16 protein-coding genes are annotated in these 13,862 nt (G+C 40.0%); 7 read left to right on the plus strand and 9 right to left on the minus strand.

The annotated features are described in order from the left end of the window. Positions 1-3: 3 nt before the first annotated feature. On the minus strand, positions 4-1,158 hold the full coding sequence (locus Q5794_RS17940) for a ParM/StbA family protein (protein ID WP_214987440.1): 1,155 nt from the start codon (positions 1,156-1,158) through the stop codon (positions 4-6). 380 nt (positions 1,159-1,538) lie between these two features. Continuing rightward, entirely contained in the window at positions 1,539-2,408 is an 870-nt protein-coding gene (locus Q5794_RS17945; protein WP_374988255.1) for an STAS domain-containing protein, read from the minus strand. A gap of 232 nt (positions 2,409-2,640) precedes the next feature. Between Q5794_RS17945 and Q5794_RS17950 the strand changes: the two genes are divergently transcribed. Further along, a complete protein-coding gene (locus tag Q5794_RS17950; protein ID WP_016764987.1) occupies positions 2,641-2,853 on the plus strand; it encodes a cold-shock protein in 213 nt (70 codons plus the stop codon). 419 nt (positions 2,854-3,272) lie between these two features. Here Q5794_RS17950 and Q5794_RS17955 read toward each other — a convergent pair whose 3' ends face one another. Further along, positions 3,273-4,232, minus strand: coding sequence for a D-alanyl-D-alanine carboxypeptidase family protein (locus tag Q5794_RS17955; protein ID WP_374989232.1), 960 nt, complete (start codon positions 4,230-4,232; stop codon positions 3,273-3,275). A gap of 36 nt (positions 4,233-4,268) precedes the next feature. Beyond that, entirely contained in the window at positions 4,269-4,598 is a 330-nt protein-coding gene (locus Q5794_RS17960; RefSeq protein ID WP_374988256.1) for an SH3 domain-containing protein, read from the minus strand. Between the two features lie 348 nt (positions 4,599-4,946). Here Q5794_RS17960 and Q5794_RS17965 point away from each other — a divergent pair, with 348 nt between their 5' ends. From Q5794_RS17965 to Q5794_RS17975, 3 genes are all read left to right on the plus strand, one after another. Further along, positions 4,947-6,158, plus strand: a complete 1,212-nt coding sequence (locus tag Q5794_RS17965) for an AGE family epimerase/isomerase (protein WP_374988257.1) — start codon at positions 4,947-4,949, stop codon at positions 6,156-6,158. 133 nt (positions 6,159-6,291) lie between these two features. Beyond that, a complete protein-coding gene (locus tag Q5794_RS17970) occupies positions 6,292-6,594 on the plus strand; it encodes a hypothetical protein (RefSeq protein WP_013084193.1) in 303 nt (100 codons plus the stop codon). 23 nt (positions 6,595-6,617) lie between these two features. Further along, positions 6,618-6,914 carry a hypothetical protein gene (locus Q5794_RS17975; protein WP_374988258.1) on the plus strand — a complete coding sequence of 99 codons (297 nt, stop codon included), beginning with the start codon at positions 6,618-6,620 and terminating at the stop codon, positions 6,912-6,914. Positions 6,915-6,961: 47 nt separating this feature from the next. On the opposite strand, the gene Q5794_RS17980 is transcribed toward Q5794_RS17975, so the two are convergent. Further along, complete coding sequence (locus Q5794_RS17980; protein WP_192994667.1) at positions 6,962-7,903, minus strand: magnesium transporter CorA family protein; 942 nt, start codon at positions 7,901-7,903, stop codon at positions 6,962-6,964. A gap of 166 nt (positions 7,904-8,069) precedes the next feature. On the opposite strand from Q5794_RS17980, the gene Q5794_RS17985 reads away from it, so the two are divergent. Beyond that, positions 8,070-8,927 carry an STAS domain-containing protein gene (locus Q5794_RS17985; protein WP_268576846.1) on the plus strand — a complete coding sequence of 286 codons (858 nt, stop codon included), beginning with the start codon at positions 8,070-8,072 and terminating at the stop codon, positions 8,925-8,927. Between the two features lie 41 nt (positions 8,928-8,968). Here the strand turns inward: Q5794_RS17985 and Q5794_RS17990 are convergent, their stop codons facing one another. After that, complete coding sequence (locus tag Q5794_RS17990; RefSeq protein WP_374988259.1) at positions 8,969-9,193, minus strand: hypothetical protein; 225 nt, start codon at positions 9,191-9,193, stop codon at positions 8,969-8,971. Positions 9,194-9,225: 32 nt separating this feature from the next. Continuing rightward, complete coding sequence (locus Q5794_RS17995; RefSeq protein WP_057234655.1) at positions 9,226-10,095, minus strand: SDR family oxidoreductase; 870 nt, start codon at positions 10,093-10,095, stop codon at positions 9,226-9,228. Between the two features lie 222 nt (positions 10,096-10,317). On the opposite strand from Q5794_RS17995, the gene Q5794_RS18000 reads away from it, so the two are divergent. Next, positions 10,318-10,656: a general stress protein gene (locus tag Q5794_RS18000; RefSeq protein WP_268576849.1), complete on the plus strand. Its 339-nt coding sequence runs from the start codon at positions 10,318-10,320 to the stop codon at positions 10,654-10,656. Between the two features lie 284 nt (positions 10,657-10,940). Here Q5794_RS18000 and Q5794_RS18005 read toward each other — a convergent pair whose 3' ends face one another. Beyond that, positions 10,941-11,111 (minus strand): hypothetical protein, encoded by a 171-nt coding sequence (locus Q5794_RS18005; RefSeq protein ID WP_216888309.1) that lies wholly within the window; start codon positions 11,109-11,111, stop codon positions 10,941-10,943. A gap of 103 nt (positions 11,112-11,214) precedes the next feature. On the opposite strand from Q5794_RS18005, the gene Q5794_RS18010 reads away from it, so the two are divergent. Beyond that, positions 11,215-12,144, plus strand: coding sequence for an SDR family oxidoreductase (locus Q5794_RS18010; protein WP_268576852.1), 930 nt, complete (start codon positions 11,215-11,217; stop codon positions 12,142-12,144). Between the two features lie 45 nt (positions 12,145-12,189). Here the strand turns inward: Q5794_RS18010 and Q5794_RS18015 are convergent, their stop codons facing one another. Beyond that, positions 12,190-13,845, minus strand: coding sequence for a M14 family metallopeptidase (locus tag Q5794_RS18015; protein ID WP_374988260.1), 1,656 nt, complete (start codon positions 13,843-13,845; stop codon positions 12,190-12,192). Positions 13,846-13,862: the final 17 nt, after the last annotated feature.

A 13,862-nucleotide genomic window follows, 5' to 3' on the forward strand; every position in this document is an offset into this window, starting at 1 on the left:
TTTTTAAACGTGAACTGCGTTTGTTTCATGTCTGCTTAAAATTTCAAGACCGTATAAATTTAATTTGCGCGTCTCCGGCAAGAAAAGATGATTTTCTTCTCTGATTTCTTCCCCGTACATATTATCAATCTGCTCTGCAATAAACTGTTGAAGGATAGGAGCCAGTCCTCCAATATAAATATATTTATAGACTTTATCTTTTGGCGATGGAAATAGATTTTCAACTTTCGTTAATAAAATTTGCGTGTATTCTCTAAGCGAAGCGTGAATAGGCTCCGTGAGATCTACTTTTTTCCCGCTATTGCCGTCTCTTTGCTCCATTTTTGCTTTATGGATATTGGCAATAATAAATTCTTCTAATAAACGAACATCATCAAAATACTCCAGCAGCTTTTCATTTCTTAGCTTTTCAATATGCTTCAAATATGAAATATCCGTAAGACACTTCAGCGAATTTCTGCTTTTAGGAGCTTGAAGTCCTGCAGGAAGCAGTGCTAGGTCAACCGTGCCTCCGCCCAAATCTACAATTAGTGTTTCAAAATGTTTGAATGCATTTGCTTCTTCTCTATCTTGTAATTCAAAATCTTTTTTGATTGCCCAGCGAGCAACTTCGCTTTCAATACGGCATTTGCTCGTTTCAATGTTCACAGTGACCGTTTTTTCTAATCCAGGAGTCAATACCGTCACCGTATGCTCTCCTTGAAAACGTTCGGCCATCTTCTGCTGCATTTCACTGAATTTATTTGTTTTCTTAAGCAGCCAAATCGGAAGCATAGTCGAGAAATAATTAATCGTCACATGATTATCCTCTTTGTCTTTTCCTTTAAGTATGTTGTAATAAGCAACTGAAGCTAAAAACATCACATAAGGAATATCAGATTCAGTTTTATTATGTAACTTATTAATATGGATATTGCCTAGCACGTGTTTCTCTGCTGCGTCTCCTACTAAATAATACTTTTCTACTCCTTCAATTGTTGTAGAAATCAGTAAATTTTGAAGAAGTAATTCCGATTCATTTACACTTGAAGGAAAATGACCCTCTGCCTGATCTTTTGTGATTTCTACTACGTTTGTAGGAATTTCATAGTAATAACCATCCACTAGCGTTTGAAAAATTGAGTTACCAAAATCAACGTTTTGACGTTTGATATCCATCCTTGTTTCTCCCCTTTATCTTTTCGTGACAACACTAATAAGTATATATTTTCCTCATTTGTTTGTCTAAGTATTTAAATAATTTCTGTTATTCGAAATTGACAATTAATTAATTTTAGACGGTTAATGTAATTGAAAAGCACTTGAAATGCTTCTTTTTACCAGTACCCATTTTTACAAGGAATGTAACATGGCACGCTGTGACTTCCCCATAAATTTTTTGCAATATAAGCCTTCCAATCACCAGCTCGAAGCAGCCACATACATGAAACCTACGTCCACCATAACAACAAAAAAACCCAAACCATCAATCAGATTAATAGTTCGGATTTAACGTCAACTAAAATATTTTTGTCCCAGCCTCTGGTTTTTTAAATTTATTAATAACGCCATTTGTCTTTTTTTCTTTGTGGATTTTCTGACAGTTTACTAAAGCCTATTTCTTCAAGACCTTTTTCTAACGTCGCTCTTGTTTTGATGGTTCCAAAATCGACGCCTAAATCCACAACGGTTTGCGCGATTTCCGGACGTATTCCGGTAATCATCGTTTTAGTGCCGATAAGCTGTAAGGCTTTTACAATTTGAAAAATATTGTCCGCTACCATCGTATCGACGATAAGAACACCTGAAATATCAAATATTAAATAACTCAGCTGCAGCTGAGCGCTTTTTTCTAAAGCCGTTTCCATAATAAGCTGCGAACGATGCGTATCAATTTGTCCAACGATTGGCATCACAGCGATTCCTTCAGAAAGAGGAACGATGGGAACTGATAATTCTTCTAGCACTGCATAAGCGCGTTTTATGGTGTCCGTATTATGTTCTTCATAGATTTCAACAAATATATGATTAAGCTGATCAAGCATCGGGTCAATTTTTTTACTTACATCAAGCATCGTAATAGGAGCAAACTGCTTCTGCTGCAGCTCTTCTGTAAAAACACCCCATATCACTGTGCGAAACAGCGCGAGCGATTTTAACGTTTGACTCAAAGAAAGTCCGTTTTCCACAGCCACTTTTCCTATATCTGTACCCCACTGAACGATTTTCTTTAAAACGACCGAGTGCTCTTCGAATAACGACTCGCCTAAATACTCAATGAGTTCTGCTCTCCATTTTAAAACTTCGCTTTCTTCGTGGTAAACAAGCTTCCGCTTATATTCAGAGTCCATTAGATCAGAAAATTGTATCGCTAATTCCTGTTTATTATCGATAATTTTCTTCCCTATATATAACAACTCATCCCTCATTTTTTTCTTTATCTCCTTTAGTTAACAGAATTAACGATTACATTTTATAACAATAGTTATATCACATACAATATAAAAATATAACCGAAATAAAAAAATTGTTAAGCCCTCCCTATTTACTTTTATCCCTACTCTTCTAATCGGTATACCTACCGTAAAATGATTGAAATTTCAGCGTTTGGGTAAAAAGCTACTATGAATTTATTTCTATACTTATAAGGGGGATTTTTCAATGAGCAAACATAAAGGAACCGTTAAATCATTCAACGAATCAAAAGGATCTGGATTTATCACACCCGAAGACGGATCAAAAGAAGTGTTCGTTCACTCCAATGCGATCGACCGTGAGGAATATAAAAACCTGGCAGAAGGACAAAAAGTAGAGTTTGAAATCCAAGAAGGAGCTAAAGGACCCAGCGCTATAAAAGTACACCCAGTTGACTGATAGAGTGACATTTACATACAGGTTATGGGTAGACTGTCGAATCAAATACTTTTCGAATCAAAAAACACCTCTTCGACTTTTGTTCGAAAGAGGTGTTTTTTATATGATGCAAATAATTCTACATTCAAATTGAGGCATAACTAAATCCATCCAATCTAAACACGAACAAATGGGATAAAGCAGCTAGTATGAATCACTTACTTGTTCCAACGCTGTTAATTTCTCTGCAAGACTTCGCTTTCTGCGGGGAGGCCGATGAGCCTTGCCCTCCAGTCAGCACTTAGAAGCCGCTGCATATATGAAACCTACCTTCACCCTGCCAATAAAAAAATCCGAATACGTTTGATTCTCCATCAAGAATCAAACGCGTTCGGATCTTCCTTCAACTAAGATACTTTTATTCTAGCCTGTTTTTTAAACTACTTAATTCCGTAATATTCTTCAAGCGTAATTCCTTTACTCTTAATCGCCTGCGCCACTGGTTTTCCTACATATCGCAAATGCCACGGCTCATATTTATAGCCGGTTACCGCGTCTTTCCCTTTTGGATAACGAATGATAAATCCGTATTCTGCTGCGTGGGCATCAAGCCAAGTTGCTTCTTTAGTTCCGCCAAAGCAGTCTTGAGCAGCACATGTACCGTCTCCTTTTGTTACATCAATTCCAAGACCCGTTTCATGTTCACTCGTGCCTGGCAATGCGCTATAAGTTGCCGCTTTATCATAGCCGTCTCTTTGAACATACGAACTAAAAAGCGCACTTTGTGTTGCATGTGAACGGTAAGCCGATACGCCAAGAAGCGTAACGCCTTGTTTTTTCGCACCCGCAAATAACTGTGCAATTGCTGCTGCTTCACTGCGCATTTTTTTCTTTTCCGTTTGTTCTTTGAATGTAAATGGAATCGTTGTATATACTAAATCTTTCGGAACGTAGTTTTCCGGAAGCTTGTTTTGTTTATTCACAACAACTTGGATGCTTTCAGGGTTCGAAACCACTTTCATGCCAGCTAATGCTCGTACGTATTGACCGCTTACATAGCCAACTTTACCTTGATACGTAATTTTCAGCCAGCCGTTTGCTGCTTTAGCCGTTACGTCTAGCTGTGTGCCCGCTTTAAGTGTTGCCATGACAGCACCAGAAGTTGAAGCAGTTGTTCGAACATTTAAATTCGCCGTTGCCACATAGACAGAAGCCGCCGGAGCTGGAGCCGGTTCAGAAGAACCCGTTGATTCCTTTACGTACTGCGTGCTCACATAGCCCGTTTTGCCTTGATAGCTCACTTTTAGCCAGCCGTTCGCTGCTTGTTCTATCGACGTTAGCTGCGTGCCTTGTTTGACCGTTACAACAATCGTGCTTGACGTCGATGGGCCGCTTCGAATATTTAAATTTGCCGTTGTTACATAGGTTTTTGTCGTTTATCTTACATATTTTTCCACATACTGGCTGATTACGTAGCCCGTTTTGCCTTGATAGCTTACTTTCAGCCAGCCGCTTGCTGCTTGTCCAACTACCGTTAGCTGCGTGCTTTGTTTAACTGTCGCAATAATCGCGTTAGACGTTGATGGGCCGCTTCGAATATTTAAATTCGCCGTTGTTGTGTACGTTTCTGCCGCTGCGCTTGCTACAGTTGGCTCACCCGTAAAATTTAAAGAATGAAGACCTAGAGTTCCTGCCCCTACAAGGGTAAAAGCAAGACCTGTTACCGCTAATTTTTTGTAAAATCTTTGTTTGTTCACTTCTGTCATTTTTTATACCTCATTTGCAAAATATAATAGAAATATATGCTGCTAGTTTAATAGGTTAAGTGAAAACAGGATCCGATGTTTAAGCTCAACCTTAACTAAACAACATTAAGTAAAATTATTCGACGTCTAGAGGCTTACCATTACTTCGTTCCAGCTAGCACGTACTTTTAGAATACCGGATAATCGTGTCAAAAGTATATCAAAATATTTCAAACTTGTTTCCAAACTGATACATTTTCAACAAAAATAGAATAATAGAGCAGAAACAGCAAAAAAACCCTTACGTTTACTCTCACAATTGCTTAGGGTAAAAAAATAACTAAAAACAAAGATTGAGATGGTGATAAAATGAACACGGCAGCGGATTTTTCCTCAACTGCGTTTCGAGAACCTCACACATTAAAACAGCATATTTTTGATACGCTTCATTTCTACTATCCCGCTTGTATTGACCAAAAAAACGGCGGGTATATCCATGAATACTACGACGACGGCACCGTCAAAAACACGCATTCAAAGCACTTGGTAAGTACGGCGCGCTTTATTTATATCTTCAGTGTAGGGGCTCTTTTAGACGGGCCGGATTGGTGCAAAGAAGCAGCTCAGCACGGCATTCGTTTTCTACAAAACAGCCATTATGACAGAGAGCACGGCGGATATTTTTTTGAAATAGCCGATGACGGAGAAGTAAAAGATGATTCCAAACAAGCATATGGCCACGCTTTTGCTCTTTTAGCTTCTTCCATCGCATATCAAGCCGGCATTCAAGAAGCAAAAGAAACAATTGAACAGATATATGACGTGATGGAAAAGTACTTTTGGGAAGATGCGCACAGCTTTTACCGAGACGAATGGGACGCATCGTGGTCGGCTTCTTCTTTATATCGTGGCCAAAATGCAAATATGCATATGTGTGAAGCGATGCTTTCTGCCTTTGAAGCAACAAGAGATAAAAAATACTTAGACCGAGCGTACACGCTTGCAAAAGGCTTTACTCAGCAGCTTGCTGAACGATCTGGCGGCATGATTTGGGAGCACTATGATACAGACTGGCAGCCAGATTGGGACTACAATAAAAACAATACAAAAGATGAATTTCGTCCGTACGGCTTTATACCAGGACATCAATTTGAATGGAGCAAGCTGCTTTTATGGCTTGATCGGCACCGTTCGGAAAACTGGATGACAGAACGTGCAAAAGATTTGTTTGATAAGGGCTGGAACCGAGGCTGGGATGCTAAGTACGGAGGTCTTTACTTTGCGCTGTCTCCTCAAGAAGAGGTCATTGATCGAGATAAAAACTACTGGGTGATGGCCGAAGCCATTTCTGCGGCTTCACTGCTCGGGGTAAAAACCGGAGACAGCGGATATTGGAAAGCATACGATGCCCTGTTCTCCTACTGTCAGAAACACTTTATCGATCACACATATGGAGGCTGGTATCAGCTGTTAAATCAGCAAAACGAACGCTACAGCTCGAAAAAAAGCCCGGCGCCTAAAGCCGATTATCACCCTGTGGCAGCTTGCTATCAAACGCTGATAGCACTGAATTATCGTTAAGATAATAATCATAAAGAAACCGTTTTCTTCCAAATGCGTTTATTTCTTTTATTTAAGGGAATTTACTTACTAACAATCAATGTTTCTACATTTCAGAAAAAGCACGACTATATATATGCAAGGAGTGAGGACGATGTATTTTTACGCGTTAGCACAAGGAACAGATTCTGGAGACCCAGTAACACTGCACCATGAGAAGAAATTTTCGAAAAAAGAATTTTTAGAGATGTTTAATGAAGCATTAGATGAGTTGGATACGCATCCAGCTCCAAGCGATGTCGGCGAATACCTTTGCCGTGCGTACGGATTTCAAGAAATTGAAATCGAGACGGGTGTTGTATGCTACTGCGCTCCTTTTAGAAAGCTAGACGACTCGGATATTATAGAAGACCGTACGTACATGGACGCCACGACCGGAACACTAAAATACAACTAATCAAAAAGAAAGGTTGGATACGTGTGAAGACCGTACAGAACATTTATCGAACGAGTGAAGCTGTACCAGAATCGGGCGCTTACGTTTGTGCGGAAGGTGAAATTAAACTCTTTCAAAAAGATGATCTTTTTACACCTTGCCCACACACACGTGAATCAACGACGTGGAAGCCTGTAGATGACGCCTTTTCAACCGGAGAATTGGTTCCGCAAACCGGTCGCTATACCGACGAAAACGGCAATCATGTAAAGCTAAAAGAAAACGATTTATTTCCAAGATGCCTTCGTTCAGGTGAGCCTACGACGTGGAGGCGCGGATAACAGACAACAAAGCAGCCGCTTATTAAGCGGCTGCTTTTATTAAAAGCTTATTTAAAAAATGAATTCTTTTTTCTTCCTTTTAACAGATCGCCCGTCCACCCTTTCATTCGTAGATAGAGATAAATGGCAACGGTCGAAAGAACAATTAAAATGAGCGCATAAATATAGCCAAACTTCAAATCAAGCTCCGGCATCTCTTTAAAGTTCATTCCCCAAAGAGCTCCAAAAGCCGTTAAAGGCGTGCTGATTGCTGTCAGCAGCGTTAAAGCTTTCATAATCTCATTTCCTCGATGAGTAGACACAACTTCTTCTAATTTAATTAACGCGTCAAATTCTTTTTGATATTGTTCAATCAGCGTTAAGCCAATTTCAATTTTTTTACACATCCGCTGATATTCGACCGTTTGGTTAATTTTTTTATGAAACGCTTCTTCTATTCCCATGGTGACTTCTTGAACAGAACTGATTAAATTTGTCCATATAAGCAGGTCATACCGCGCTTTGTGAATTTCATCTAACACGTCGATGTTATTATTATGGCGAACTTCCCACAGAAGCTCTCTGAAATGACTTTCAAACTGATCAAACCCATTTAAGTGTTTTTTCATAATTTCGCCTAAAAGAATAAAAAAACTTTCCGCCGTGTTAGCAGACTGCTTCATGCGTTCAATCATTCGTTCATGATTGGTGTTCTCGAGGATTTTTAAATCGATTCCTGCCGTTATAATAAACTCCTCGGTAATATAAAAATGAAACGAATCGTAATTTTTTTGGTCAAACGACTCCTTATGATAAATCAGTGAACCATAAATGAGCTCACTTTCTCCTATTACATCTACTTGAATATGATTAGAATTTTTCTTTTGAAGCTGCTGACAAAACCATTCATCTCTTGGATACTGATAGTCTTTGATTATATCAGCTATTCCGTCTGCTTCTTCTAAATCAAACTGATACCATTTCCACTGATCGCTCGTCACGGTATTCATACTTTCCCTCTTTCCCCTTTTATTAAAATTTTTCCCTATATACAATCATTTAAAACCTCACACGCAAAATAAACATACATTTCATATCCATCTTTATAAAAAAGGTGCTATAATAAATACGTTGCGCACCTGCGCGATGCTTTATCAGTTTGAGAGGAGAATAACAGTGAAGAAAGATATCGCTTTACGTTCTTATCTGCTAGAAAGTGCACCAACTATGACGGAAGAATGGTATGAATCTTTGGACAAAAAATCTTCTGAAGGCGTATATACCTCTAATGACCCTGACGTCATTCAACGCTTAAAAGCGCAAAACTATGAATTTCATTTATATATTAGCAACATCTTTATAGAAGATGAAAAAAGCTTTTTTGAATCTTTTAACACGTGGCTAAATAAAGTTGCCAAAGACCAGCAGCATCTCAGAACCCCCATTCAAAGTATTATTAAGGAATTTATGAACGTCCGCAAACAATACTGTGAGTATATTCGCCGATTTGCAGAACTTCACGATGACATCGCTCAGCAGCACCTCGATGTGTGGAATGAAAAAGTAATAAGGGTATTTGATATTATTATTTTGAAATTCATTACAGAAGCGCAGGAATATGCCTCAAACCGCCTCCGCTCTCAGCAGGAAATGATTCATGAATTAAGCTCACCTGTTATTGTGATTAAAAAAGACGTTGCTCTTTTACCGTTAGTCGGCGATATTGATACGGCAAGAGCCAAAATGATCCTAGAAAGCACGTTAAAACAGTGTGCAGAGAAGCAAATCGCTCATTTGTATATTGATTTGTCAGGAGTTGTGATGATCGATACAATGGTCGCGCACGAGCTGTTCCAGCTGATAAATGCGCTTGATTTAATCGGCGTTAAATCGATTTTATCGGGCATTCGTCCTGAATTAGCTACTACTGCGATGCAGCTTGGTTTAAGTTTTGACCATATACGAATTAAATCTAATCTTGCTCAAGCACTAGAAGATGATTCAAAAATTGTAATTGCTTCTAGCACTCATTAATATAGGGATACAAACAAAAAACAGCCCGAGAAGGCTGTTTTTTATTTTCTATGATGAATGTTTTCAGAACCTGATTCATCTTTCGTTTTCGTTTTATTTTTATCCTCTTTTTGTTCAAGTCTTATATCTTCCAACGGCATAGGATCAACCGTTTCTTCTTCTTTGAAACGTTCAAATAACGTTTCGTCTTGATCTGTTACACGCTGTTCCGTTTCATCTCTTTTTTTTGGTGTATTTGAAATAGATCTTTTCTGGCGTTCTCCCATCTTTTTCTCCTCCTTTACTATAGGTGAAGCAATTATGTGTTCATGAAATCTCCGCCGTTGACATGAAGCGTTTGACCCGTCATATAAGATGAATCATTTGAAGCTAGCAGCACATAGCAGCCCACGTGCTCCACAGGATGCCCAGGTCTGCCCATCGGCGTATCTGTACCGAATTCTCCTACTTTATCACTTGAGAAAGTAGACGGGATAAGCGGTGTCCAGATTGGGCCTGGCGCTACAGCATTAACGCGAATCCCGTCTTTGACAAGCGCTTGCGCCATACTGCGGGTAAAGCCGTTAATTGCTCCTTTTGTTGCCGTATAATCGATCAGCTGAGGATTTCCGCGGTAAGGATTAATCGACGTTGTATTAATGATCGCACTGCCTTTTCCTAAGTAATCAAGCGCTTTTTTCGTAAAATAAAAGTATGAATAAAAGTTCGTTTTGAACGTTCGTTCAAGCTGTTCACTCGTAATGTCTTTAATGCTTTCTTTTGGATGCTGCTCTCCTGCATTGTTCACAAGAATATCAAGCTTTCCGAGCTCACTCACCGTTTTTTCTACCGCTTCGTTACAGAACGATTCGTCTCCTACGTCTCCTGCAATCAGCAAGCATCTTACACCTTCTTCTTCAATGCGGGCTTTTGTTTCCTCGGCGTCGCTATGTTCGTTTAAGTAAACGATGGCTACGTCCGCTCCTTCTTTCGCATAAGCAATGGATACAGCTCGTCCAATTCCGCTGTCTCCCCCGGTAACTAGCGCTACTTTTCCTTTTAATTTTCCTGTACCAATGTAATTGTCATCCTCATAAATAGGGAGAGGATTCATCTCGCTTTCGATACCCGGCTGGCGGTCTTGCGTTTGTTGGGGCTGACCTTGTGTTTGTTGATCTTGTAAATTCATTTTAATCTCCTCCTATTTTTGATGGAACTTTTTAGTATAGTCTAGGTTTAGCCTTCTGTTTTGAAGTTCAAACATCTTTTTTTAAAAAATTATGATGTTTCTATTCTCTTTTACTATCTTAGAAAATTCATAGAAAACAAGTTTAAAGTTGGAAACAAAGGCTACAGAATGAGTAGAAGATGTATTTCAGAAATATCTTTTATCAGGAGGTTTGGTTGGTGTATGAAACACATTCAAGTAGCAGAAAACCAAGAGGAGGCAGTCTGCGTCATCCGTTCTTTTTTAAAGAAAGGATTTACAAGCAAAGATATTTATCTGCTGGCCTACGATAAAGAATGGGCTCAGAATTTAACGGAGGCAACACATACAAAAAAGTACAGAATGGCAGAGCAAGGTATTTTTGAAACGGCGGTAAATAAACTTCTTTCAAGAGAAGATGAGCTTCTTTCAAAGATGGCTTCGCTGGGCTTATCCAATCAAGAAGCAAACCGGTATAAAGAAGAAATGAAACAAGGACATATCGTGGTTATTGGCGCACAGAGTCAATCAATTCCCTACTAAAACAGCGGAAACGTTTTTTATCAGCTAATAAGGGTATTTAGTAAAATAAACCATTGTCTATCAAGAAAGGAAGTTATAACGATGTTAAATTATTTGGGAATTCAGATAGGCTCTCTTTACTTTCCTACTAGTATTTTGCTTATCACGTTTCTTGTATTAATCGGCTTTTTTATTTATTTCCTCTCTAGAAAGAGAAAAAACCGCCATGAATCACGTGAGCAATCACGAGGAAAATAAAAGAGAATGTCAATTTAAAAGCCCTTCATGCAGAAGGGCTTTTTGTACTATAAAACAGGCAGATACTTCTCATAGCGCGGGTTTACGTAAAAAGGCGGACGAGGTCCTAAAAGCGGCAGCAGAAAAGGCTGAGAGTCAGAGTTATAGATTACTTCTACCGTCTTATTTGACCCATCCATTAGTAATAGCTTCACTTCTTCACTGTAGTAATATCGCATGAACCCACCTTCTTTCTCGCATTCTACACTCTTTATACGTATGCATGAGAGATCGATCTATGTCATAGAGTGAAAGAGTGATGCTTTTTGAGGAGGTTGTTTTATGTGTCCAAGCAATGAATTTTATCAGGACAAGCAAGGGTATCCGATGCAGCCGAATTATGGAAAAATTACGCGCTATGAAGATGTTCCGATTACGGTTCCTGAACAGCGCCAGCTTCGCCAGCCCGGGTTAGAAAGTTTGATGGTTCCGCGTCCCATTATCGAAAATCCGCATTACAAAGGAAGCGGCAAGCTAAAAGGAAAAGTTGCTCTCATTACAGGCGGTGACAGCGGAATCGGAGCAGCCGCTGCCATTGCCTTCGCTAAAGAAGGAGCAAATGTTGCGATTGCTTATTTAGATGAATATGAAGACGCGAACCGTACGAAAGCGCGCATTGAAGAACTGAGTCAAAAATGTGTGCTGCTTCCCGGCGATGTGCGGGACAAACACCACTGTAAAGACATCGTCGAAAGAACGGTAGAAACGTTCGGCCAGCTTGATATTTTGTGCAATAACGTAGGCGTTCAGTTTCAGCAGATGAGTCTTTTAGACATCACCGATGAGCAGTTTGATCATACGTTTAAAGTGAATATCTACTCGCACTTTTACACGACGCGTGCCGCTCTGCCTCATTTAAAAGCCGGCAGCTCAATTATTAATACTGCTTCAATTGTGACGTATAAAGGCTATGAACAGTTAATTGACTATACGGCAACAAAAGGAGCCATTGTTGGTTTCACTCGTGCGCTTTCCAATAGCGTGATTAAAGACGGCATTCGCGTAAACGCCGTAGCGCCGGGGCGCATTTGGACGCCGCTCATTCCAGCAAGCTTTTCAGCTGATCAAGTAACGCAAGTGGACAATCCGATGGAGCGCCAAGGGCAGCCGTTTGAACTTGCTCCGACCTACGTGTATCTCGCAAGCGACGACTCACGGTTTGTCACGGGGCAAACGCTGCATGTAAACGGCGGAGAGTGGGTTTCTTCATAAAAATCTCAATATAAAAAGCGTGAAGCCAAGCTCCACGCTTTTTCATTATTTACGGGATTCTTTTTGCAAAGGTGATTTTTCAATGGAACGCGTAAACCGGTAAACATCAAGCTCTTGTCCTACTTCTGAAGGCAAATACCCAAACGTTGTGAAGCTGTCCACAGATTCCGGCTCAAGCGATAGAGACAATAAATTGTTTTGCGGCTGAGATGTTAAAAAGACGTAGCTTCCTTTTGGGAACGTCACCGTTTTTTGCTTCACGATTGTTTGCACGTCTACATTTGGTTTGTTTTCGTAGGCTTCATTTTCAATGCGGCTGCTGACATTATACGCTTCTACTGAAAGAGCCGTTTCTTTCGTTAACTTGAAGCCTTTTACTCCTTGTCCCTGCAGTTTTTCTGCTAACTCTTCATGTCCTGGTTTTAAAATATAGGCAGTCGGACGTTCGCGGACAAGCGTCGGCGTTGCTTTCTTTGCACTGTAGTACGTCACAGGAATTTTTTTAACAGACGCACTTTCCACATCAACCATTTCTAACGTGGAATTTGGTATTTTTTTATTTTCACTGTTTACAACAATTGGGTCATGGTCATTTGCATTTTTTCCTTTTTTGACAAGCGCCGCTTTTTCTTTGGAAATCAGCGCTTTAATTTGTTTGGCATGAGCGGCTGTTTGCGTAATGAGCTTTTCTTGCGTAGCAATTTGTGCACTCACTCGCCGCGGAAAATCTTCTCGGCCAATGCCGATTCCTCTGCTTTCAACTAAAAACGAAAACGATGGATACAAGCCTAATGAGTTTCGGCCAATTCGCGGTTCAACTGAGCCTTCTTCCACTTCAAGCTGCCCTTGTTTATTCACTTGAGACGTATAGTATACTTCTCCTGAATATCCTTGCTTTTCAATTGCTGTAAGCGTACTGTTCACAAACAGCTCATCAGACACGCCGCGAATGTTCTGCGGAATATTTAAGTTTCGACCGGACTGCAGTAAAATATCGTGATACTTCCACACGCCTTCTTTACCAATATTTTTAAATCCGCTGCTGTAAGGCGTATATTCATGAGCGTCAATGACGACTTCTGGTGAAAAGCGGTTAAATTCAGCTCGTACGCTCTGTACTTCTGGGCTTTCAAGCTTTATGTAGTCGCGGTTTCCATCTAAATTATTTGCTAGCTGACGTTTAAATGCATAAGATCCGTCTGGATTAATGCGCGGCACAATGACAATGTTCACTTTATTTAGCACATCTTTTCCAAAGTCTTCTGTCAAACGCGTTGCAACAGCGAGTACGGATTCACCGCTTGCCGGTTCATTACCATGAATTTGACTTTGAAGCCAAATCGTTGGCTTTTTGGATGTCTTTCCATCCGCAAATTTCTTTTCCTTTGAAAAATATAGAGCTGGAATGTCTCGTCCTTGCTGTGACTTTCCGATAATCTTCAGCTTTACGTACGGACTTTTATGAGCAAGCTTTTGGACATAGCTCATCATTTCTTCTTGAGTCGTAAATGCGTCTTGTCCTTTTATAAATGCCGGCGTTGCTTCATTCACCTTTATTTCCGGATAAAGCGCTTTAATTTTTTCCGGCTGGCTATAGTCTTTTCCGTAATAAGGCATCTCAGCTTGTACCGCAAGCGGCGACAGCAATAATCCAATCGACAAAAGAGCCGGCACGGCCGTTCGTTTTACAGTTTTTTTCATTCATTTAATCCTCCCCA

This window comes from Priestia megaterium (genome assembly GCF_041941685.1).
Classification (GTDB): domain Bacteria; phylum Bacillota; class Bacilli; order Bacillales; family Bacillaceae_H; genus Priestia; species Priestia megaterium_C.